The 23,210-nt window shown below is 67.3% G+C and carries 18 protein-coding genes; 9 read left to right on the top strand and 9 right to left on the bottom strand.

The window, feature by feature from the left end; all coding sequences use genetic code 11:
• Positions 1–485 precede the first annotated feature (485 nt).
• The 4 genes from GY40_RS23755 to GY40_RS23740 all read right to left on the bottom strand — a co-directional run bounded on the left by GY40_RS23755 (position 486) and on the right by GY40_RS23740 (position 6,235).
• Positions 486–1,250, bottom strand: coding sequence for an HpcH/HpaI aldolase family protein (locus GY40_RS23755; RefSeq protein ID WP_038367769.1), 765 nt, complete (start codon positions 1,248–1,250; stop codon positions 486–488).
• A gap of 109 nt (positions 1,251–1,359) precedes the next feature.
• A complete protein-coding gene (locus GY40_RS23750) occupies positions 1,360–3,069 on the bottom strand; it encodes a hydantoinase B/oxoprolinase family protein (RefSeq protein ID WP_197062807.1) in 1,710 nt (569 codons plus the stop codon).
• Positions 3,062–5,188, bottom strand: a complete 2,127-nt coding sequence (locus tag GY40_RS23745) for a hydantoinase/oxoprolinase family protein (RefSeq protein WP_051988456.1) — start codon at positions 5,186–5,188, stop codon at positions 3,062–3,064. The genes GY40_RS23750 and GY40_RS23745 overlap by 8 nt, the downstream gene beginning before the upstream one ends.
• Positions 5,189–5,317: 129 nt before the next feature.
• Entirely contained in the window at positions 5,318–6,235 is a 918-nt protein-coding gene (locus GY40_RS23740; protein WP_038367766.1) for a LysR family transcriptional regulator, read from the bottom strand.
• Positions 6,236–6,438: 203 nt separating this feature from the next.
• Between GY40_RS23740 and GY40_RS23735 the strand changes: the two genes are divergently transcribed.
• From GY40_RS23735 to GY40_RS23725, 3 genes are read left to right on the top strand one after another with little or no spacing between them, the layout of a single operon-like run.
• A complete protein-coding gene (locus GY40_RS23735) occupies positions 6,439–7,425 on the top strand; it encodes a TRAP transporter substrate-binding protein (RefSeq protein ID WP_038367764.1) in 987 nt (328 codons plus the stop codon).
• Positions 7,426–7,478: 53 nt separating this feature from the next.
• Positions 7,479–8,000, top strand: coding sequence for a TRAP transporter small permease (locus GY40_RS23730; protein ID WP_051988455.1), 522 nt, complete (start codon positions 7,479–7,481; stop codon positions 7,998–8,000).
• 6 nt (positions 8,001–8,006) lie between these two features.
• Positions 8,007–9,314, top strand: a complete 1,308-nt coding sequence (locus tag GY40_RS23725; protein ID WP_211200308.1) for a TRAP transporter large permease — start codon at positions 8,007–8,009, stop codon at positions 9,312–9,314.
• A 53-nt stretch (positions 9,315–9,367) separates the two neighbouring features.
• Here GY40_RS23725 and GY40_RS23720 read toward each other — a convergent pair whose 3' ends face one another.
• The 4 genes from GY40_RS23720 to GY40_RS23705 form a co-directional block, all read right to left on the bottom strand.
• Positions 9,368–10,522 carry an NAD(P)/FAD-dependent oxidoreductase gene (locus GY40_RS23720; protein ID WP_038367761.1) on the bottom strand — a complete coding sequence of 385 codons (1,155 nt, stop codon included), beginning with the start codon at positions 10,520–10,522 and terminating at the stop codon, positions 9,368–9,370.
• Positions 10,519–11,880, bottom strand: a complete 1,362-nt coding sequence (locus GY40_RS23715; protein ID WP_038367759.1) for an FAD/NAD(P)-dependent oxidoreductase — start codon at positions 11,878–11,880, stop codon at positions 10,519–10,521. Before GY40_RS23715 ends, GY40_RS23720 begins: the two co-directional genes overlap by 4 nt.
• The gene (locus tag GY40_RS23710) at positions 11,873–12,205 is read right to left on the bottom strand and encodes a (2Fe-2S)-binding protein (RefSeq protein WP_051988454.1); all 333 of its coding nucleotides are present in this window, start codon (positions 12,203–12,205) and stop codon (positions 11,873–11,875) included. Before GY40_RS23710 ends, GY40_RS23715 begins: the two co-directional genes overlap by 8 nt.
• 106 nt (positions 12,206–12,311) lie before the next feature.
• On the bottom strand, positions 12,312–13,136 hold the full coding sequence (locus tag GY40_RS23705; protein ID WP_349236415.1) for an IclR family transcriptional regulator: 825 nt from the start codon (positions 13,134–13,136) through the stop codon (positions 12,312–12,314).
• 120 nt (positions 13,137–13,256) lie between these two features.
• On the opposite strand from GY40_RS23705, the gene GY40_RS23700 reads away from it, so the two are divergent.
• The 6 genes from GY40_RS23700 (at position 13,257) to GY40_RS23675 (ending at position 20,648) form a co-directional block, all read left to right on the top strand.
• Positions 13,257–14,030: an enoyl-CoA hydratase/isomerase family protein gene (locus GY40_RS23700; protein ID WP_038367755.1), complete on the top strand. Its 774-nt coding sequence runs from the start codon at positions 13,257–13,259 to the stop codon at positions 14,028–14,030.
• 69 nt (positions 14,031–14,099) lie between these two features.
• On the top strand, positions 14,100–15,167 hold the full coding sequence (locus GY40_RS23695) for an ABC transporter substrate-binding protein (RefSeq protein ID WP_112762082.1): 1,068 nt from the start codon (positions 14,100–14,102) through the stop codon (positions 15,165–15,167).
• 23 nt (positions 15,168–15,190) lie between these two features.
• Complete coding sequence (locus GY40_RS23690; RefSeq protein WP_038368714.1) at positions 15,191–16,249, top strand: ABC transporter ATP-binding protein; 1,059 nt, start codon at positions 15,191–15,193, stop codon at positions 16,247–16,249.
• A complete protein-coding gene (locus tag GY40_RS23685; protein WP_038367751.1) occupies positions 16,246–18,009 on the top strand; it encodes an ABC transporter permease subunit in 1,764 nt (587 codons plus the stop codon). Before GY40_RS23690 ends, GY40_RS23685 begins: the two co-directional genes overlap by 4 nt.
• A 10-nt stretch (positions 18,010–18,019) precedes the next feature.
• Positions 18,020–19,555, top strand: coding sequence for a class I adenylate-forming enzyme family protein (locus GY40_RS23680; RefSeq protein ID WP_038367748.1), 1,536 nt, complete (start codon positions 18,020–18,022; stop codon positions 19,553–19,555).
• Position 19,556: 1 nt separating this feature from the next.
• Positions 19,557–20,648 (top strand): hypothetical protein, encoded by a 1,092-nt coding sequence (locus GY40_RS23675; protein ID WP_038367747.1) that lies wholly within the window; start codon positions 19,557–19,559, stop codon positions 20,646–20,648.
• 126 nt (positions 20,649–20,774) lie between these two features.
• On the opposite strand, the gene GY40_RS23670 is transcribed toward GY40_RS23675, so the two are convergent.
• Positions 20,775–23,114 carry a xanthine dehydrogenase family protein molybdopterin-binding subunit gene (locus GY40_RS23670; RefSeq protein ID WP_051988453.1) on the bottom strand — a complete coding sequence of 780 codons (2,340 nt, stop codon included), beginning with the start codon at positions 23,112–23,114 and terminating at the stop codon, positions 20,775–20,777.
• Between the last annotated feature and the right edge of the window lie 96 nt (positions 23,115–23,210).

The raw sequence follows: 23,210 nt of genomic DNA, 5'->3' as shown, positions 1-23,210 counted from the left end.
GCTGGCCTCGATCTTGCGGTTTGTTGTCTCGCTACGCCTGTGCCGGCCAAATCGAAACAAACCAGATCACCCGGGGCACATGATGCAGGATCCACGGAATCATCTTCGTTTCATTTCGCGCTTGGCGCTGGCCCGCAAGAGGCGCCGCCTGACGAAACAGCCCACAGAGAGCAAAACGCCGACTTTGAAGCTCGTCTGGTCGTCCGACCGCCGCCCCTCCGAGCCCAAGAAGTGAGAATCGTCGGCTTGCGCGGAGGAGGGCTCATCGCGTCGGCGAGCGGGCTTGCCGATCTCGAGCGCCGCCGCCCGGTCGTTCCGGGCTCGACCGGGAAGTCATGTTGGAGCACGCTCGAATGGAGCAAGCTCCAAAAATTGGCGATCTCGACCGACGGTGCCGGCCCGATAAGGCCGGCGATCCGACTGGCGCCATCAGGCGACGACCTCGCCGTGGCAAGGTCATGTGAGAAGGCGAGGCGAGCTGGAGCTCAGCCTCTCATCGTCCTTGAAAGGCTGTCGGCACCACGGGCCAGGAGCACGGCGTCCGATCCGCAGGCGACGAAGGAGAAGCCCTCGGCGACGAGGCTCCTTGCGAAGGCGGGATCGAATACGAGGGTGCCGACCGGGATGCCGGCCTCGATCAGTTTCCGCGCGGCTGGGCGGATGACATCCCAGACCGCCGGATCGCTCGGCTTCCCCAGCAGGCCGATATCGGCGGCGATGTCGGCGGGCCCGAAGAAGACGCCGTCGACGCCCTCGACGCGCCCGGTCTCCAGCGCCTGCGCGATCGCCGCCCGTGTCTCGACCTGGACGAGCACGGCCGTTTCTTCCTCGATCCGGCTGAAATAGTCGCTCATGCGCGCGAAGCCATTGGCGCGGGTGCAGCCGCTGACGCCGCGGATGCCGTGCGGCGGGTAGCGCGTTGCTGCGACGGCTCGCGCAGCCTCCTCGGGCGACTGGACCATCGGGAAGAGCAGGCCGGGCGCCCCGATATCGAGCAGTCGCTTGACGAGGACCGGGTCGTTCCAGTCCGGGCGCACGATCGGGGTCACCGGATGAGCGGCGAGAACCTGAAGCTGGGTCAGGACGGAGCTGAGGTCGTTGGGCGAATGCTCGGTATCGATCAGGAGCCAGTCGAAGCCGGCGCCTGCGACGGCCTCGGTCGCGTACCCGCTGGCAAGGCTGAGCCAAAGCCCGATCTGCGGCTGCCCGCTGCGGATCGACGCCAGGAATCTGTTGGAAGGCAGTTTCATCGCTCGGCTTTCATGAAGAAGGTGGAGACCATCCCGCCGGAGCGTTACCCGAGCGGGCCTGAAGCCGGGTCCGATCAGGCTGAACCAACCTGATCGGATCGCGCATGCTCTAGCGAGGCAGTTCACCACGGCGCGATGTCGCAAGGACATCCGCCGCGCGGCCCTCGGTCAGGCCATAATCGACGCGGGCGGCATCGGCCGAGATGTAGCCCAGCGCCAGGTCACGCTCGATGCTGGCTTGCCCCCGCTCTGCAGGCGCGCCGTAGCCGGCACCGCCTGGGAAGGCCATGACGACCTTGCGGCCATGCGGCACGAACTGCTTGCCCTTGCCCTTCATCGCGGTGCCGTCGTCGAGCGCGATCGTCGTCGGCGCGCCGCCGCCGCCGCCGCGCCGGCCGCGGGCCGGATGGTGCACACGATCGAACATCGCCTGGATGTCGAATTCGTAGCCTTCCCAGGCGCCGACTTCCATATGCTGACCGAGGCCGCCGCGATGCTGGCCGGCGCCGCCGGAATCGGGCCGGAGTTCCTTGCGCCAGACGATCACCGGGCCGACCTGCTCGGTCGCCTCGACCGGCATCGTCATCACGCCCGAGGGAAAGGCGGTGGCGTTCATGCCGTCGAGCGCCGGCCGTGCGCCCGAGCCGCCGGAGTTGAAGGTCAGAACCTCGGCCCGCACGGCGTCGGCCGGCCAGGGGCCGTCGCTGCGCGGCCGGAGCGAGACCTGGAAGTTGCAGAGGCTGCCGGCGCCCTCGGCGGGCACCAGGCCGGGCAGCAGCTTGTCGAGAGCGTCGTAGATCGTGTCCGGCACCATGTGGCCGATGATGTGACGCAGCGCCACCGGCGCCGGCCAGACCGCGTTGACGATGGTGTGCTCCGGCGCCGTGATGCGGAACGGCTCCAGCGAGGCCGCATTGTTCGGGATTTCGGGCGCGATCGCGCATTTCAGCGCATAGCAGGTATAGGCCTTCGTATAGACCAGCGGCACGTTGATGCCGTTCTTGTCGACGCCGGAGGTGCCGGCCCAGTCGCAGAGCACGCCGTCCGGCTCGATCGAGATCTTCACCTTGAGGTCGATCGGCCGGCTATAGCCGTCGATCCGCATATGACCTTCCGCTTCACCGCGGGGCAGGGCGGCGATCTTGTCGAGCGTCGCCTGGCGGGAATTCGTGAGGATGAAATCGGAGATGCCGGCGAGGTCGGCAAGCTTGAACTCGACCATCATGTCGACCAGTCGGCGATGGCCGATCTCGTTGCAGGTCGCAAGCGCGTAGATGTCGCCGACGAGCTGGTCGGGCTCGCGGACATTGCCGCGGATGATCGTGACCAGTGTCTCGTTGACCGTGCCGCGGTCGACGAACTTCATGATCGGGATGTGCAATCCCTCTTCGTAGACCGAGTTGGCGTCGGCACCGAAGCCGCGCCCGCCGATGTCGACGATATGCGCCGTGCAGGCGAAGAAGCCGACATGGCGGCCCTTGTGGAAGGAGGGGCTGACGACAGTGATGTCGTGCAGATGGCCGGTGCCCTCCCAGGGATTGTTGGTGATGTAGACGTCGCCCTCGGCGATGTTCTCGCGCCCGATCCGGCGGATGAAATGGGCGACGGCATCGGCCATGGCGTTGACGTGGCCGGGCGTGCCGGTCACTGCCTGCGCCAGCATCTCGCCCTTCTCGTTATAGACGCCGGCCGAAAGATCGCCGGCCTCGCGCACCGAGGTCGAGAAGGAGGTGCGGATCAGCGCTTGCGCCTGCTCCTCGACGACCGAGATCAGGCGGTTCCACATGACCTGATAGGCGACCTTCGAGATCTCAGACATGGGCGGGCTCCTTCCGCGCGGCGACGGCAGCGGCGGGTGCGGCTTCGGTGAGGCGGATGTCGATGCAGCCGTCGTTCAGCGTGACGGCGAAGCGGCTCGAGGGCAGGACGATGGTGGTCTCGTCCTCGGTGACGATGCCGGGGCCTGCGATCCGGCTGCCGGCCGGCAGGGCGTCGCGGCTATGGGCTTGCGCTTCCACCCGGCGGCCGAGCCCGGCATCGAAGACGGAGCGGCTGCCTTCGGCCGGCGCGTCGCGCATCTGAGAGACCGCCGCAACCGGGGTAACCGCTTCCTGCGGCGTATGGGCATTGACCGACCAGACGGTGATCTCGGCGGCGAGGCCCTTCACGGTGCGGCCGAAGAGATTGGCGTATTCGTGCTCGAAGCGCTTGAGGATGACGGCGGGATCGGCGGCGCGGGCTTCCTCCGGCGTCAGCGTGACCGGAATTTCCCAGCCCTGGCCGGCATAGCGCATGTAGATCTTGTACTCGGCCTCGATCGCGCCCGACCAGCCGCAGGAGCGCACCACCCGCGTCGCCTCTTCCTCCATCTCGTCGAAGAGCTTCGTGACGCGGCTCGTGTCGAACTGGGCGAGCCGCATGAACAGGGTGCGGTTAGCCTCGAAGCTGAACGGTGCCCTGAGGAAGCCGATGGCCGAGCCGACACCGGCGCCGGGCGGCACGAGGCAGCGGGCGATGCCGAGCTTCTCACAGAGCCGGCCGGCATGGAGCGGAGCCGCGCCGCCGAAGGCGATCATTGTGTATTCCGACAGGTCCTCGCCGTTCTCGACGGCGTGGACACGGGCGGCATTGGCCATGTTCTCGTCGACGACTTCGGCGACGCCCCAGGCACTTTCCAAGGCGTCCATACCGAGCCTGCCGCCGATCTCGCCCGTCAGCGCTGCGGCCGACTGGTCGGCGAAGAGCGGGATCGTGCCGGCCGCGAAATTGTCCGGGTCGATCTTGCCGAGGATGACGTCGGCATCGGTCACGGCCGGGCGCTTTCCGCCGCGGCCGTAGCAGGCGGGGCCGGGCTCCGAGCCCGCGCTTTCCGGCCCGACGCGGATCTGGTTCATCGAGTCGACATGGGCGAGGCTGCCGCCGCCGGCGCCGATCTCGACCATGTCGATCACGGGAATCGAGATCGGCATGCCCGAGCCCTTCTTGAAGCGATAGGTCCGGGCGACCTCGAAGACGCGGGCGGTTTTCGGGGTGTAGTTCTTGATCAGGCAGATCTTCGCGGTGGTGCCGCCCATGTCGAAGGAGAGCACCTTCTTCAGTCCGTGCCGCGCGGCGATGTCGGCGGCGAAGACCGCGCCGCCCGCCGGGCCGGATTCGACGAGGCGCACGGGGAATTCCGAGGCGCTTTCCAGCGAGATGATGCCGCCGCCCGAATGCATCAGGAAGATCGGGCAGGAGGCGCCCTCGGCCGCGAGCCTTCCCTTCAGCCGGACGAGATAGCTCTTCATCAGCGGCTTGATATAGGCGTTGGCGATCGTCGTGTTGAAGCGCTCGTATTCCCGCATCTGCGGCGAGACTTCCGAGGAGAGCGAGACCATCGCGCCCGGCAGGCGTTCGGCCAGAACCTCCTGGATCAGGCGTTCATGCGCGCCGTTGACATAGGAATGCAGCAGGCCGACCGCGACGCTCTCGTAGCCGGCCTCGCGCAGTTCATCGACCAGGGTTTCGACGGTGGCGCGATCGAGCGGGATCAGGACCTTGCCGCGCGCATCCATGCGCTCCTTGACCGTGTAGCGGCGGTTGCGCGGCAGCAGCGGTTCCGGCAGCGTCAGGTTGAGGTCGTATTGCTCGAAGCGGCTCTCGGTCCGCATCTCGATGACGTCGCGAAAACCCTCGGTCGTGATGAGCGCGGTCTTGGCGCCGCGCCGCTCGATCAGCGCATTGGTCGCCAGCGTCGTGCCATGGATGATCTGCCCGATGGCGGAGGCTGCGATGCCGGCCTTGGCGCAGACCCGGTGCATGCCCTCGATGATCGCATCCTCGGGCGCGGCATAGGTCGTCAGAACCTTGGTCGAGAACCGTTGTCCGCCCTGCTCAAGCACGACATCCGTAAAGGTTCCCCCGATATCGACGCCCAGGCGGGCCCCGAGAATGGACATGGCTTACGCGCCTCCGTTGTTCGAGAGACGGAGGATGGAACGCGGCGTCGATGTCGTCGAATTATTATTTTCAATACTATTCGATAGAGAATGTTTATCGACACAACGCTTCTGCACGCTGCCGCCGGGCTATTGTGTCATCGGCTCGACGATGTTGCCGCGATGCTGTTGCGCGGCCCGCTCCCCCGCCAGCTCGGCCGCTCGCTTGAGCAGGAAGCTGGCCGGCGTGTGGGCATATGATGCCGTGAAAATCAGAGGGCTGGGCTTCCATTCATAGGGGAATTCAACGAGCTCTCCGGCGTCCAGGTACTTTTCCACCAGCGTCCGCGACATCGGTGCGATGCCCAGCCCGTCGAGAGTCATCTGCAGGCTGGCGGCGAGGCTGCTCGACGGCACGATCCGAACCGGCCTCTCCCAGTTGTCGCGGAAATGCGCCGAGAGCTCGACGAAATGGCGCGTATTGCGCGCATGGGTCAGGATCGTATGCGAGGCCATCGTCGCAAGGTCGGAACCGCTGAGCCCAAGCCGAGGCGAGGCGACCCAGAGATAGGGCACGGAACCGAGATCGACATTGCTGATGTTGAAGTTGGAGATCGGGCCGTTCAGCAGGCATAGGTCGAGCGACCGCGAAACCAGCTCCTCGCGCAGGTTGATCGTCAGATCGACCCTGAGTTCGACATCGACATTGGGGAAGACCTGTCGCAGGTCGAGCAGATAGTCGCGCAGCCAGGTCTGGGCGATGAGCTCGGCGACGCCGAGCCTGAGGACGCCGACCTGCTGGTCCGAGCGGATCGATTGCTGCGAGAATTCCTCGGACGCTTGCAGCACCCGCTCGGCCTGCCCCAGCAGCGAATGCCCGATCGGTGTCAGCGCGACCGAGCCGGAGTCGCGGTGGAACAACCGCACGCCGAGGACGGATTCGAGCTGGGAGATGCGCACCGAGATATTCGGCTGCGTCGTATTCAGGCGCTCCGCCGTCGCCCGGAAGCTGCCGAGCTTCGCGACCCAGACGAAGCTTTCGAGCTGCTTCAGCGTCCAGTTCGGCATCGGCTCCCACACCTTCAGACAAGCAATTTTTGGGCCGCTTTGCGGGCCGATAAACAAAATCTATCGCAACAACAGATAAATTCAATTGGATGCTATCGCGATAACGCGATGGACTGACCCTTGGCCGTCAATCGGGCTTCGGCACGGCTCCGGCTCCTAAACGCGCACGGTCTCTCCGCAGCGCGACAAGAACGAGGGGAACCATGAACCGTACAGCTTTGATCGCCTCCGCCGCCCTTGCCCTGAGCATCGGGCTCGCCGCTCCTGCCGCTGCCCAGACCAACTGGACCATGGCCTCGGGCTATCCGGAGAGCAGCTTCTTCACCCAGAACATCCGGCAGATGATCAAGGAGATCGAGGAGAAGAGCGGCGGCAAGCTCAAGATCGACCTGCGCTCCAACGACAGCCTGATCAAACTCGATGCGGTCAAGCGCTCCGTCCAGTCCGGCCAGATCCAGATCGGCGAGATCCGCCTCGGCGTCTATGGCAACGAAGGCGCGATGTACAATCTCGACAACATTCCCGGCGTCGCGAGCAATTACGAGCAGGCGACCAAGCTGACTGAGGCTCAGGCGCCGTTCTTCGACGCCATGTTCAAGAAGGCCGGCATGCGCGCCATCAGCTACGTCGCCTGGCCGGGCCAGGGCTTCTACACGAAGGCGCCGCTGACGGGGCTTGCCGACCTCAAGGGCCAGAAGCTGCGCATCTATTCCAAGCAGACCCAGATCATGGGCGAGAAGCTCGGCATGGAGGCGCTGATCCTGCCCTTCGCCGAGGTGCCGCAGGCCTTCTCGACCGGCATGATCCAGTCGCTCTGGACCAGCGCCCAGACCGGAACCGACGTGCAGATCTGGGATTACGTCAAGCACTTCACCTATACCGGCACGATGCACAACAAGAACGCGATCCTCGTCAATGAGCGCGCCTTCCGCCAGCTCGACCCGGCGACGCAGAAGGTGGTGCTGGAAGCCGGCGAGGCCGCGACGAAGCGTGGCTGGGAGCTTTCCCGGAAGGCGGGCGAGGAGCGTGAGGCCGTGCTCAAGAGCCACGGCGTGACGATCGCCCAGTCGCCGAAGGATGTTCTCGACGCCATCGAGGCCGCGGGCAAGGGCATGGTGGCCGACTGGCTGGCCACGGCCAGCGCCGAGGAAAAGGCCGTCTACGAGACCTACCAGAAGAGCCTCAACTAACCGGCCTTCCGCACGCCGCCCTTTCACATAAACCATGGCCAGCGGAGTGACCGGTGATACGTGGAGTTCTGGAGAAGTTCTATGAGGCATGCGGCTATCTTGCCGCGGCCTTCCTGGTCGGCATCGGGCTGGCCATCGTCACGCAGATCGTCGGTCGCATGCGTGGCGTCACGCTCGACGCCACCGAGGCTGCGGGCCTGTGCCTGGCGGCGTCGACCTTCTTCGGCCTCGCCCATACCTTCCGGCGCGGCGCGCATGTGCGCATCAACCTGATCGTCGACCGGCTCCCCAAGCGCTGGCGACGCGGCGTCGAGCTTTTCAACTGCCTGCTCGGCGCGGTCGTGGTGTCGTTCCTCGCCTGGCATGTCGCGGCGCTGGCGCTGCAATCGCGCGAATTCAACGATGTCAGCCCGGGCCTGCTCGCCATGCCCTTCTGGATTCCGCAGGCCGGCGTCGCGGTGGGCGTGACGGCGCTCGCGATTGCCTTCATCGACGAACTCTTCTGGCTCATCGGCGGCGGCGAGCATCGTTACGAGACGCCCGATGAGGTCGAGCTCGACCGGCCGGTGGCATAGGGGCCAATGATGGATACGATCGTTCTCGCCTCGCTGGTCCTCGCCGGGACCCTGCTCCTGCTGCTCGCCAGCGGGGTCTGGGTGGCGCTCTCGCTCCTGACCGTCGGCATGGTGATGATGGGGCTCTTCACCACCGCGCCGATGGGCTCGTTGATCGCCTCGACGCTCTGGGATTCGAGCTGGGGCTGGGCGCTGACCTCGCTGCCGCTCTTCATCTGGATGGGCGAGATCCTGTTCCGCTCGAAATTGTCGGCCGACATGTTCCAGGGGCTGGCGCCCTGGGTGTCACGGCTGCCGGGCCGGCTGCTCCATGTCAACGTGCTCGGCTGCGGCATCATGGCGGCGGTCGCCGGCTCCTCTGCCGTGACCTGCGCCACGATCGGCCGCATCAGCGTGCCCGAGCTGGAGAAGCGGAACTACCCGCTCAACATGACCATCGGCACGCTCGCCGGCTCCGGCACGCTCGGCCTGCTGATCCCACCCTCGATCATCATGATCGTCTATGGCGTCACGGCGGAGGTCTCGATTGCCCGGCTGTTCATCGCCGGCGTGCTGCCCGGCATCCTGCTGATGGCGCTGTTCATGGGCTATACGGCGATCTGGAGCCTGCTCAACCCTGAGAAGATGCCGCCGGCCGAGCCGGCGGTGCCGTTCCTGGAGAAGGTCTACCGCTCGCGCCGGCTGATCCCCGTGGCGCTGCTGATCGGCTCGGTCGTCGGCTCGATCTATGGCGGTATCGCCACGCCGACCGAGGCCGCGACCATCGGCGTGATCGGGGCGCTGATCCTGGCGGCGGTCGGCGGCGGTCTGACGCGCGCGAGCTTCATGGACGGGCTGATGGCGGCCATGCGGACCTCCTGCATGATCTCCTTCATCATCGCCTGCGCCGCCTGCCTGACCATCGCCGTCGCCTTCGTCGATATTCCCCGCTCGCTGGCGGGCTGGGTCGATGCCATGCATCTGTCGCCCTATGCGCTGCTGGCGATGCTCGCGGTCTTCATGCTGATCCTCGGCTGCTTCCTCGAAGGCATCTCGATCATCGTGCTGACCTCGTCCGTGATGCTGCCGATGGTGCAGGCGGCCGGCATCGACCTGCTCTGGTTCGGCATCTTCGTGGTGATCCTGATCGAGGCGGCGCAGATCACCCCGCCGGTGGGCTTCAACCTCTTCGTGCTGCAGAGCATCACCGGAAAGGACATCCTGACGGTCACGAAGGCGGCGATCCCCTATTTCTTCGTGCTGATGCTGCTGCTGGTGCTGATCACGCTGTTCCCGCAGATCGTCACGGCGCTGCCGAAGATGATGACGGGGTAGGGGCAAGACCTGTCCCGTCCAGCGCCGGCCGGATCGGCCGGCGCTGGACGCTTTCAATCGAATTCCTTGCGGAACTTCTCGCTCACGGTCGTGGCCGAACGGAAACGCCCGATCGCGAACGGCTCCAGCGGCGTCGGCGTCGCCCCGTCGAGGATCATCTCGCTGAGGCATAGGCCCACGCCGGGCCCGATCTGGAAGCCGTGGCCGCAGAAGCCGAAGGCGTGGAAGAGCCCGGGCGTCGTCTCGCTCGGACCGATGACCGGGATCATGTCGGGCAGATAGGCCTCGATGCCGGACCAGACGCGGATGACATGGCACTGCGCCAGTATCGGCGCGACGCGCGCGAGCGCCTTCATCGCCGCCAGCGTCTTCAGAGGGGGCACCGGCGCTCGGTTGGCCTGCGCATCGGCCGCCGTGCGCGGATAGCCGGCGAGGATGATGTTGCCGCGCGGGATCTGGCGGAAGATCACCGAGCCGTCGATGGCCTGCACGGACGGGCCGATCAGGTAGGGAAACGGCTCAGTCACGAATTGCGGCGGGCCGGCGGGGAAGACCGGAGCCGTCTCGCCGAAGCGCTCGGCGATCTCCAGCGCCCAGGCGCCGGCGCTGTTGACGAGCGTGCCGCAGCTCAGTGTGGCTCCATCCGCCAGGGTCAGCGTGAAGCCGTCTCCCGAACGATCGACCGCGGCGACGCGCGTGTTCTCGCGGATATCGACGCCGAGCCGCGCGGCGGCGCGGGCCACGGCGGGCGTGACGAGGCGCGGATTGGCGGTGGCGTCGCGGGCCGAGAAGGTCGCGGCGACGGCCCGCTCGCCGAGCCAGGGCCAGCGCCGCCTGAGATCGGCGGGGCCGACGCGCTCGATGGCGAGGCCGTAGGATTCGGAAACCTTGGCGTAGCCTTCGAGCCTAGCGTGCTCCTCTTCGTCATAGGCGAGATAGAGGTGCCCGGTCTGCTCGAACTCGCAATCCTCGCCGATCAGCGCGTCGAAATCCTCCCAGAGTGCCTGCGACCGCAGCGACAGCGGATACTGGCCGGGAAAGCGCCCCTGAAGGCGCAGATTGCCGAAATTGACGCCGCTCGACTGCGCGCCGACGACGCCTTTCTCGATCAGGGTGACGCGCTGGCCGCGCCGGGCGAGGAAGAAGGCGGTCCAGGCGCCGATCAGCCCGCCGCCGACGATGGCGACATCCGTGGTGCGGCCGCTCATGCGCTGTCCCCGGCTGCCGCGAGTGCGATCGGCTTGACCGGGGCCTGGCCGCGCAACCGCCCGGCGGCGGCGTCGCTCCCGGCCTTTGCCGCGACGATCTCCTGCAAGGCGGGGCCGCAGACGCGGCCCTGGCAACGGCCCATCCCGCAGCGCGTCATCGCCTTGACCCGGTTGACCTCGACCGGGCCGAGCTCCTTCGCCATCGCGGCGCGGACTTCGCCGACCGTCACGTTTTCGCAGCGGCAGAGCGTCACCGCATCCGGCAAGGCGGCGATCTGCGCCTTCGGCCAGGCGAAGGCGCGCGCCAGCCCGCGCTGGAAGCCGCGCAGCCGCTGGACCTGCCGGGCCAGTGCTCTCGTAGCCTCGATGTCCTGGGGTCGGCCGAGATCGGCGAGGATCGCATGTGCAGCGAGCGCGCCGCTGGCCTCGGCGGCATCGGCGCCGCCGATCCGCACACCGTCGCCGGCGAGATAGAGCCCCGGCCGCGCCCGGCCCATGCCGTCGATCCTGGGCAGGAACAGCCTGAAGTCGGCGTCATAGACAAAGGCGGCCCCGGCGAGGTCCGCAAGCTGCGTCTCCGGCTTCAGCCCATAGCCGAGCGCCACCGCGTCGCATGCGAAGCGGCGCTCGCGGCCCCGGGCGTCGCGCAGGACCAGCGCCTCGACATGGGTGCTCCCTTCGACCGCGACGGGCGTCACCCCGTGCAGCATCTCGGTTCCAGCCCGCAGCGAGGCGCCCATATACCAGAGCCCCCGGAACAGCGTGCGCGGCGCCCGCAGCAGCGCAGGCGTTGCCGCCGCTTTGGTGGCGAACGGCGTCGTATCGGCGATCACCGCGATCTCGGCGCCCATGTCGCGATATTGCTTGGCGGCCAGCGCCAATAGCGGCGAGGAGCCGAGAAACGCGACGCGGTTCCCGATCAGGCAGCCTTGATCCTTCAGAACGGCCTGCGCGCCGCCGAGCGTGAACACGCCGGGCAGGGTCCAGCCGGGCAGCGGTGCGATGCGGTCCATCGCCCCCGTGGCGATCAGGAGCTTGTCGAAGGCGAGCGTCTCCGCCCGCCCGTCGCGCAGCAGATGCAGCGTGTTGCCATCGATCGCCCAGACCAACGTGCCGGGGCGATAGTCGATGCGCGGCAGCAGGGCTTGGAAGCGCCGGTGGAGCGAAGCGTATTTCGTCGCCTCCGACCCCATCAACCTGTTCATGTCGAGGGCGAGATTCTCCGCCGGCCGGCGATAGCCCTGGCCGCCGGCCCGAGTGCCTTCGTCGATGAGGACGGGCTTCAGGCCCTCCGCGCAAAGCACTTCGGCTGCGCCGATGCCGGCCGGGCCGGCGCCGACGATGACGATGTCAGCCATGATTGCGGTCCATGGGCTGGCTGTCGATCGGAGGCTGCGGCTCGGTGAACAGCGCCATCCCGTCGGCGACGGGCGTGGTGCAGGCCCTGATCCGGCCGCCTGCCGCACTCCAGACCCAGCAATCCTGGCAGGCACCCATCAGGCAGAAGCCGGCGCGCGGCTCGCCGCCGAATTCGAGGCGGCGGAGCAGGGCGCCGTTTTCCAGGAGCGCAGCGAGAACGCTGTCGCCCGCTGTCGCGCGAATGGGTGCGCCATCGAAGCTGAGTGTCGCCAGTTGCCCGGTACGGACAGCCACGCGGCGGAACTGGGCTTTCGGAGGCTCCATGCGCACTCTCTGGATTTTATCTCTATACGATAACTATTCGTGTAATTTGATAAAGCGCAAAGCGGCTTGTCAAGCGAGCCGCACGCTTGAGCAGCGCGCTCGCAGATCAGACCCGCGAAATGGCGTGCGCGGTGGCGATGACGAGCGAGGAAAAGCGCTGGACCACCTCGGCATGGCTGAAGCGCGAGGTCGACGTGGCGATGTTGACGGCCGCCTCGGGCCGGCCGTGATGGTCGACGATCGGCGCGGCGATCGAGGCGTCGCCGATATAGACCTCCTCGAAGGCCGTGGCGTAGCCCTGAGCCGCGGCCTGGCGCAGCTTCTCGCGCAGCGCGTCGCTCTGCCATGTCGTCGCGGGGGTGTGCGCCTTGAGGTCCGAAGCGTCGATGATCGCCATCGCCTCTTCTTCCGGCAGGCGCGACAGCATCGCAATGCCCGGCGCCGTGCAATAGGCGGGCATCCGCGTGCCGATGATGACGTCGGTGTTCAGCACATGCCGGCTGAGAAAGCGCGAGACGAAGATGATCTCCGTGCCGTCCCGCACCGTCAGGTTGACCGTCTCCTCGGTCTCCTTGCTCAGATGCATCAGATAGGGCATCGCCCGGTCGAGCAGGCGGCTGCTGCGCACGAAATGGTAGCCGAGATCGAGCGTCTTCGCGGTCAGCTCGAAGCGCTTGGTCTGCGCATCCTTGTGGAGATAGCCGAGCCTGGTGAGGGTGTGGGTGAAGCGCTGCGCGGCGCTGACATCCATGCCGGTCTCGGACGCCACCTGCGACAGGTTGAGCGTCTGGTGCTGGCGGCCGAAGGCGGACAGCACCCGGAATGCCTTCTCGACTGAATTGACCATCAGCGCATCGTCCTTGCGCCCCGGCCGGTCGGCTGGCGGTGCCGCGCTCTTGCGGCCGTTTTGTCGCGTCTCGGGCATCGTCATCGGACCTGCTCTCCTCGCTCGATCAATGGCCGTGGCCGGCTGCCTTGACAAGCTGGGCCATTCGCGCAGAATGTTCAATAGAATTTATCGCATTGTGATAAATAGCCATCGGAGGGCGGTATGAAGGATTCAGTTCTGATCGAGGTGCGCGGTGCTGTCGGCATCGTGACCCTCAACCGCCCGCAGGTTCTCAATGCCTGGAACGCGCCGATGCGCGCGCGGCTCGTCGAATGCTTCGACGAGCTGGAGGCGAACGAGGCGGTGCGCGCCATCATCCTCACCGGGGCAGGCGACCGCGCCTTCGGCGCCGGCCAGGACCTCAACGAGACCAAGACCTTCGATCCGGACCGCGCCGAGGCCTGGATGCATGAATGGGAGCGTCTCTATGACCGCATCCGTTCGCTCTCGAAGCCGCTGATCGCGGCGCTGAACGGGGTCGCGGCGGGCTCGGCCTTCCAGGTCGCGCTGCTCTGCGACCTGCGCATCGGCCATGACGGCGTCACCATGGGCCAGCCCGAGATCAATTCCGGCATCGCCTCGGTGACCGGTCCCTGGATCATGAAGGAGATGATCGGCATCGCCCGCACCATCGACCTCACCCTGACGGGCCGGATGATGGATGCCGAGGAAAGCTTCCGCATCGGCCTGATCAACCGGATCGTGCCGAAGGAGAAGGTCATGGAAGCCTCGCTCGCCCTGGCGGAAGAGCTCGCCGCCAAGGCGCCCGTCGCCATGCGGCTCAACAAGGCGCGCTTCCGCGAGGTGACCGAGGCGAGCTTCCGCGAGTGCCTGGCCGCCGGCATCCGCACCCAGCGCGAAGCCTACGCCACCGGCGAGCCGGCGCGGATGATGGAGGCGTTTCTCGCCCAGCGAGCGGCACGCAAAAGCGCCTGAAACTCAGAGCGCCTGACGATCTGATCACCCACGGGGAAATGCGGAAAACCGCTTGAAGGGGAGAAGATGATGACGAGCAGAACCACGAATCCGACGAGGCGTACCCTGCTGCAACTGGCCGGCGGCGTTGCCGCCGGAGCGGTCGCCGCGCCCTATCTCATCGGCACGGCGCGCGCCGCGACGCAGATCACGGTCGCCGACCCCGGCGGTCCGTTCGGTCCCGCCTTCCGCAAGGCCTTTTACGATCCGTTCGAGAAGGCGACCGGCAACAAGGTCGTCAACGTCGCCCGCGAGGCCGAGCCGACCGCGCAGTTCAAGGCGATGGTCGAGACCAAGTCCTATACCTGGGACGTGTGCACGCTGACCTTGTCGGCGCGCGACATCCTGAAGGCGCAAGGCCTGCTCGACCCGATCGGCTTTTCGCATGCCGATGTGCCGAAGCTGATGCCGGAGGCGATCTCGCCCGAATTCATGGGCACGGACGTCTATTCGACGATCTTCGCCTACCGGACCGACAAGGTGAAGAACGCGCCTGCGAGCTGGACCGACTTCTTCAACGTCGAGAAGTTCCCGGGTCGCCGCTCGATGCGCAAGAACCCGATCGACAGCATCGAGCAGGCGCTGCTTGCCGATGGCGTGCCGCTCGACAAGCTTTATCCGCTCGATGTCGAGCGCGCCTTCAAGGTGCTCGACAAGATCAAGCCGCATATCTCGGTGTGGTGGACGGGCGGCGCCCAGTCGACGCAGCTCCTGCAAAGCGGCGAGGTCGACATGACCACGGGTTGGAACGCCCGCCTTCAGGCCGCGATCGATGGCGGTGCGCCGGCCAAGATCATCTGGAACCAGGGGCTCTACTCGATCGAGGGCTGGGGTTTGCCCAAGGGCGGCCCGAAGGCCGAGGTGGCGCGCCAGTTCATCCGCTTCTGCTCCGACCCGAAGCAGCAGGCGGTCTATACCGAGGCGCTGGCCTATGGCCCGACCAATCTGGACGCCTACCAGACGATCTCGCCCGAGCGCGCCAAGCTGCTGCCGACCTCGCCGGAAAACCTGAAGCAGATGGCGATCGCCAATGAGAGCTGGTGGAGCGAGAATCGCGCCAAGGTCACCGAGCGCTTCAATTCCTGGCTCCTGACCTGATGGCGATGGCGACGAGCGCCGGGATGACCGTGACCGAAGCAAAACCGGCGAAGCTCGTGGTCGAAGGGCTGTGCAAGCGCTACGGTGCAACCACGGCCCTCGAGCCAAGCTCGCTCAGCGTCGCCGAAGGCGAGTTCCTGACCTTGCTGGGGCCCTCGGGCTCCGGCAAGACCACCTTGCTGCAGCTCATCTGCGGGCTGGTCGAGGTGAGCGAGGGCAGGGTGGTCATCGACGGCCGCGACCAGTCGGCAACGCCCGTTCACCAGCGCGATATCGGCCTGGTCTTCCAGCATTACGCGCTGTTCCCGCACCTCACCGTGGCGGAGAACATCGCCTTTCCGCTCAAGATGCGCGGTCGTCCGGGCGCGGAGGTCGCCAAGCGCGTCTCCGATGCGCTGGCGATGGTGCATCTCGGCCATCTCGCCGGGCGTTTCCCGCGCGAACTCTCCGGCGGCCAGCAGCAGCGTGTCGCGCTGGCGCGCTGCTTCGTCTACCAGCCCTCGATCATCCTGATGGATGAGCCGCTCGGCGCCCTCGACAAGAAGCTGCGCGAGCACATGCAGATCGAGATCAAGCGGCTGCACCGCGAGAGCGGCTCGACCATCGTCTATGTCACGCATGACCAGGAGGAGGCGCTCGCCATGTCCGACCGCATCTGCCTGATGAATCACGCGAAGATCGAGCAGCTTGGCACGCCGCGCGAGATCTATGAGCGCCCGCGCACCGCCTTCGCCGCCGATTTCATCGGAATCTCCAACATCTTCCGCGGCCGCTGGGACGGCAACGGCTCGCTCGAAACCGCGCATGGCCGCTTCGCCCTGCCGCACGGCGCGCATTGCGAGAGCCGGGATGCGGCGCTGGTGATCCGGCCCGAAAACCTGCGCCTCGGCGCGCAGGACGGCAACGCCGTGAACGGGCGCGTCAGCGAGATCGTCTATGCCGGCTCGGAGACGCGCGTCATCGCGGCGCTCGAGGATGGCAGCCAGCTCGTGCTGCGCCTCGGCCCCGACGATGCAGTGCCGGCCATCGACGAGGCCATCGTCGCCGGCTGGCCGCGCGACAAGGCGGTGCTGGTCGCATGAGCGCCGTAAGCGTCACGAGCGCGCCGGCGCGTGCGGGCAGGCTGCGCCTCAACGCGCTCTGGCTGGCGGTGCCCGGCGTCCTGTTCCTCGCGGTCTTCTTCGTCTGGCCGGTCGCGCAGCTGCTGGGCTTGAGCGTCGTCGATCCGGACAATGGAGCCTTCTCGGCAAGTTCCTATCAGCGGATTGCCGCGACCGACGTCTATCTGCGCGTCCTCGGCATCACCTTCCGCATCGCCGGCTGGACGGCGCTGTGGTCGCTGCTGATCGGCTATCCGCTCGCCTACTGGCTGGCGCGCCTGCCCGACATGTTCCGCGGGCGCATGCTGCTCTTCGTCATGGTGCCGTTCTGGACGAGCTATCTCGTCAAGACCTTCGCCTGGATGCTGATCCTCGGACGCAGCGGCGTGATCAACTCCCTGCTGACCGGCACGCATGCGGTCGACCAGCCGCTCTCGCTGATCAACAACCAGTTCGGCGTCATGGTCGGCATGGTCCATGCCATGGTGCCGCTGGCGGTGATGACGATGCTGCCGGTGATGGCCGGCATCGACCGGCGCCTCGTCCAGGCGGCGCAGACGCTGGGCGCAGCGCCCGCCCGCGCCTTCTGGCTGGTCTATTTCAAGCTCTCGCTGCCCGGCGTCGCGGCGGCGGGGCTGCTCGTCTTCATCTCCTCGCTCGGCTTCTTCATCGTGCCGGCCTTCCTCGGCGGACGGCAGGAGACGATGCTGGCGCAGCTCATCATCACCCAGGTCCAGGAGCTGCTGAACTGGTCCTTCGCGGGAGCCCTGTCGGCGATGATGCTGTTGGCCGCGCTGGTTTCATGCGTCGTCTACGACCGGATCTTCGGGCTCTCGACCATCGCCGGCGGCTCCGGGCAGGTCGGCACCGGCCGTATCCGCGATCTCGGCCTGGCGATCCTCTCCCTCATCGCGGCGGCCGCCGCGCGTCTCGGGGCGGTCACGCGATCCCTGCTCGGCAAGCGCGTCTGCGCGATGCTGCTGCCCGGCTTCTGCTGGCTCGTCATCGCCTTTCTGGTGCTGCCGACGCTACTCGTCATTCCGCTCGCCTTCACCTCCTCGCAATTCCTGGAATTCCCGCCGCCGGGCTACGGGCTGAACTGGTTCCGCACCTATTTCGAATCGCCGCTCTGGATCCAGGCGACGATCCGCTCCTTCGCGGTCGCCTTCGTCACGGCCTTTGCGGCGACGGCGATCGGCGGCTTCGCGGCGCTGGCGCTGGCAAACAGCCGCACCCGCTGGGCCGGGCTGATCTTCGCCTTCTTCCTCGCGCCGATGATCGTACCGCGCATCGTCATTGCGGTCGGGCTGTTCTATCTCTTCGCCCGGCTCGGCCTGATCGCGACCGATCTCGGCCTCGTCATCGGCCATACCGTGCTGGCGATCCCCTTCACGCTGGTCACCATCGCCGCCGTGCTGAAGACCTATGACCAGCGGCTCGACCAGGCGGCGGCGACCCTCGGCGCCAACCGGGTGCGGACGCTGACCGGCGTCACCATTCCGCTGGTCAAGGGCGGCCTCGTCGCAGCCTTTCTCTTCGCCTTCATCACCTCCTTCGACGAGCTGACCATTGCGATCTTCGTCTCGGGCGGCCTCAAGACGACGCTGCCGAAGCAGATGTGGGACGACATGATCCTGCAGCTCAACCCGACGCTCGCGGCGGTCTCGGTGGTCGTCTTCATCGTGGTGACGGCGATGCTGCTCGTCGCGGAACGCTTCCGCTCCTCTTCCCGACTCGACTGAACCGACGACGATGACCTCCTTCGACGACGATGGCTTCGTGAGCCTTCTGACGACACGCGCTGCGACTGAACCGGAGCGTGTCTATGCGCGCTTCTGCGGCGAGCCTGTGACCTATGCCGAGATCGAGCGGCGTTCGGCCGCCTTCGCCGCGCATTTGAGAACGCGGGGCATCTTGGCTGGCGACCGGGTCGCCGTGATGATGCGCAATTCGATCGCGACCATCGCGGTGGTTTTCGGTCTTGCGCGGGCCGGCGTTGCCTGGGTGCCGGTCAACGCGCAGCAGCGCGGCGAAGGGCTGCGCTACCTGCTGACCCATTCGCAGCCGCGCCTTGTCGTCGCCGATGCGGAGCTGGCGCCGCAGATCGCCGAGGCGATGGCCTCCGAGGCGGAGTTGCCGCTCCTCACCCATGCGCCGGGCGGAGAGCTCGACGCCATCCTGTCAGGTCGGGAGCTCTTTTCAGAACCGGCTCCGCCGCCAGATGCCGTCTTCGCGATCATGTACACCTCCGGCACGACCGGGCGGCCCAAGGGCGTGATCGTTTCTCATCGCATGCTGCGGCTTGCGGCCGAGAGCGTGGTGCGGCTCTCCGATGCTGGGCCGGGCGACGTCTTCTTCGTCTGGGAGCCGCTCTACCATATCGGCGGCGCGCAGCTTCTGCCCCTGCCGATGATCAGCGGCATCACGCTCGCCATGGTCGAGCGCTTCAGCGCCAGCCGCTTCTGGGATCAGGTCAGGGAGGAAGGCGCGAGCCATATCCATTATCTCGGCGGCATCCTCCAGATCCTGCTGAAGCAGCCGCCATCGCCGCGCGATCGCGAGCACGGCGTACGCATCGCCTGGGGCGGGGGCTGCCCGCCCGATATCTGGCCGCAGTTCCGCGACCGCTTCGGCATCGATATCCGCGAATGCTACGGCATGACGGAAGCCTCCAGCCTCACGACCTGCAACGTCAGCGGCGTGGTCGGCTCGGTGGGACGGCCCATGCCCTGGTTCACGGTGAAGCTCCAGGATACGGATGGCCGGCCGGTTCCCCCTGGAGAGCGCGGCGAGATCGTGATCGAGACCAACGTCCCCGGCGCGATCTTCCCAGGCTATCTCGACAATCCCGAGGCGACCGCGAAGGCCCTGCGCGCGGACGGCTTCCACACCGGCGATCTCGGCTCCTTCGATCCGCAAGGCAATCTCTACTTCCACGGCCGGATGACCGACAGCGTGCGCTGCCGGGGCGAGAACGTCTCGGCCTGGGAGGTCGAGCATGTCGCGGCCGAGCATGAGGCCGTCGAGGATTGCGCGATGATCGGCGTCGCGGCCGATGTCGGCGAGCAGGACATCAAGCTCTTCGTCAAGCCGCGCGACGGCGCCGTCATCGATCCGCAGGCCTTGTCCGGCTGGCTCGGCCAGCGCCTCGCTCCCTACCAGAACCCGCGCTACATCGCCGTCGTCGACGAGTTCGAGCGCACCGCGAGCCAGCGCATCATGAAGCACAAGCTCTCGCCCCGGCTCGACGACTGCTGGGACCGCGGGGCGATGGCGACGGGGCGCTGACATGGCCGGCTGTGACATCCTGGTTTCCGGCACCGGCGGCTTCGCCGCGCGCATCGCCTTCGACATTGCCGCGACGGCGGACGAACCCGTCGCGGTTGTCATCGCCGGGCGCAACCGCGAGCGGCTGAACTGGCTGCGCACGGCCGCGAATGCCCGCGCCGCCCTGTTCGGCAAGAAGGCGCGCTTCACCACCCATGCGGTCGATCTGCTCGCCCCGAACGCCTCGGACGAGATGCTCGCCGTGACCGGCCCGCGCATCGTCGTGCAGGCCGCCTCGATCCAGACCTCGCAGGTCATCGCCCAGAGCGGCAACGCCTGGACGCAGCTTGTCGCCGAAGGCGGCCTGAGCGCCACGGCGGTCTTCCAGGCGCTGCTCTCCTCGCGCGTCGCCGCGGCGATCACGCGCAGCGGCAGGGCGGTCACGCTGGTCAATTGCGGCTTCCCCGACGTGGTCAACGGCATGATCAAGGCGATGGGCCATGATGTCGCCTGCGGCATGGGCAATGTCGCGATCCTGTCCAATGTCTTCGCGGGCTCGGCCGCCACGCCTCCGGGCGCCGAGGTCAAAGTCCTCGCCCACTATCAGAACCTCGCAGCCTGGCGCCGCCGGCCGGAGGAGCGCGGGGGGCGGGCGCCACGGGTCTGGCTCGACGGCGCCGAGATCGCGGATGTCTATGCGCGTTTCGCCGATATCCAGCTCACGCCCGAGCCGGTGATCGAGATCTCGGGAGCGAGCGGCGTGCCCATGCTGCTCGCCATGGCTTCCGGCCGCGAATGGCGCGGCCATGTGCCGGGGCCGAACGGCCTGCCCGGCGGCTACCCGGTCCGGCTGACGACGGACGGAACTCTCGTGCTGGACCTGCCGGTCGGATTGGCAGAGAGCGAGGCGGTCGCCTGGAATGCCTCCTTCGAGGCGCAGAACGGGCTCGTCGTTTCGGCCGAGGGCCGGGCCGGTTTCACCGGCGTCCTGGGTGCCCGGCTCGGCGAACATGTTCCCGCTCTGCGCGAGGGCTTCGCGGTGCGGGAGCTGGAAGCGGTCTGCGAGGAGCTGCTCCGCCTGCGCGATAGGTTGATGGGGCAGCCGCAGGGTTAGAGCCTGCTGCGTTTTCATCGAAACGTGAGTCATCCCGGCCGGGGCGAAGCGGAGAGCCGGGATGACGACGTGGTTCTGCGCAAAGTCAGCAGGCTTTAGCCGGGGCCTCGGGAAAGCGCTGACTCCTCAATCTTTGGCCTGCTGCGCCTCCCGGATCGCACGCCAGATCCGCGCCGGAGTGGCCGGCATGTCCAGATGCGTGACGCCGAGGGGCCGCAGCGCATCGAGGATCGCGTGGATCACGGTCTGCGGCGCGCCGATGCAGCCGGCCTGTCCCGCCCCCTTGGCGCCGAGCGGGTTGGCCTGCGTCGGCAATTCCACCATCGACAATTCGAAAGCCGGCAGGTCCATCGCGCGCGGCATGGCGTAGTCCATGAAGGTCGCGCTGAGGAGCTGGCCGCCATCGGGGTCGTAGCGGGCTTCCTCCATCAGCGCCTGGCCGATGCCCTGCGCCAGCCCGCCATGGACCTGTGCCTCGGTCAGCAAGGGGTTGATCAGCGTGCCGTAATCGTCGACGGCGACATAGCGCAGCAGGGTCACTTCGCCGGTTTGCGGGTCGACCTCGACCTCGGCGGCCTGCGCGCCGTTGGGAAAGGTGAGCGGCGCATTGCAGCGGGCGCCATGGCTGGCGAGGGGTTTGCCGGTCGTCTCCGCGACATGGCGCGCGACGCTGCCGAGATCGACTTCGCCGGCACCCGGAGCGAGAAAGCGGCCATTGTGGAAGCTGACGGTTTCCGCTGCCGCCTGAAGGAGTTCGGCGGCTGCAGGCCTTGCCTTCTCGATCAGCGCATCGGCCGCCAGTGCCAGCGCGCCGCCGCCCATATGCAGCGAGCGGGCGCCGCCATGGCCGCCGCCGCTCGGAACACGCGCCGTATCGCCCTGGATGAGGCGGAAACGCTCCACCGGCAGGCCGAACCGGCTCGCGAGAAGCTGGGCGAAGCTTGTCTCGTGACCCTGGCCGTTCGATTGGGTGCCGACCGTCATGTCGATGCCGCCATCGGCGCGGAACGACAGCCAGGCATCCTCGTTCGGCGCGCCGCGCGAGGTTTCCAGGAAGCAGCCGATGCCGAAGCCGCGCAGCTTGCCGCGTCGGCGTGATTCCGCCCTGCGGCGCCGGAAGCCGGCGCGGTCGGCCGCAGCCAGAACCTGGTCGAGATTGCTGCCGAATCTGCCGCAATCGAGCACGGCGCCGAAGGGCTTGCGATAGGGGAAGCGGCGGATGAAGTTGCGCTTGCGCAAGGTGGCGGAGTCGATCCGCAAGCGGTTGGCCGCCGCCTCCACCAGCCTTTCGATCAGATAGTTCGCTTCCGGCTTGCCGGCGCCGCGATAGGCGTCGATCGGGACGGTGTTGGTGAAGACGCAGCGGACATCCATCGTCATCGCGGGAATGTCGTAGAGCCCGCCCATCGCGGGCGTCGGCGCGGTGGTCGCGCTGCCTGGCCCGAGCGAGGAGACATAGGCGCCGAGATTGGCGGTGGTTTCGACCTGAAGCGCCAGGAACCGGCCCTTGGCGTCGAGGGCGAGCTTGCCGGTCGTCAGATTGTCGCGAGCATGGACGCCACCGGAGAAATCCTCGATGCGCTCGGCGAGCCAGCGTACCGGCCGGCCGAGGCGCTCGGCCGCGACGAGCACCAGCGCATATTCGGGGTAGGTGACGTTCTTCATGCCGAAGCCGCCGCCGACATCGGGGCAGGCGACGTCGATCCGCTCCGGAGGGATGCGCAGCACAGCCGCGAGTTCCCGGCGGATGTCGTGCACCGAGGCGCCGCTGAGCGAGAGCCGGTAGCGGCCGCTCGCCTTGTCGAAGCGCCCGAGGGCCGCCCGTGGTTCGAGCGCCGCTGCCGCGATCCGGTTGTTGACGACCCGGCAGGTCACGACATGGGCGGCCTGCGCAAAGGCAGTGGCGACGGCCGCCTCGTCGCCGAGCCGATAGCGCAGGGCGAGGTTGCCGAGCGCCTGCGGCCAGATTTCGGGAGCGTCGGGGATGCTGGCGGCGGCAAGCTCGGTGACCGAGGGCAGGATGTCGTAATCGACCGCGATCAACTCGCTGGCCTCGCGGGCAAGCTCAGCCGTCTCGGCCACGATGAAGGCGATGGGATCGCCGACATGGCGGACCCGTTCGCCGGCCAGAGGCGATCGGGGCGGCACGATCAGCGGCGCTTCGCCCGCGACCGCCAGCGAGCAGGGCAGGGGCGCGAGATCGGCGATCTCGGCAGCGGTGTAGACGGCGTGGATGCCGGGCAGGCCCCGCGCCGCTTCGGCGTCGATGGAGAGGATCGCCGCATGGGCATGCGGCGAGCGCAGCACCATGGCGTGCAGCGCATCGGGGACTGCCTCGTCGTCGAGATAGAAGCCCTGTCCCGTCAGGAAGCGCTCATCCTCGAAACGGCGCAGCGAGCGCGGATCTGTCGGTGTCAGCGCCGGGCCGAGCGTCTCTGCCCGGTGTCCGGGAATTCTCGCATGCATCAGGCCGTCACTCTTCCGTCGCGTATCGAGGCCCGGTTTCAATTTTCGAGCCAACGACCATGGCTACCATGCAAAAGGGCGCGGCCCCAGAGGAGA

This window comes from Allobosea sp. UNC402CLCol (assembly GCF_000745475.1).
Lineage (GTDB): Bacteria > Pseudomonadota > Alphaproteobacteria > Rhizobiales > Beijerinckiaceae > Allobosea > Allobosea spartocytisi.
The sequence above is the reverse complement of the archived record's forward strand: the minus strand, read 5'-3'. Positions and strand labels throughout refer to the sequence as shown.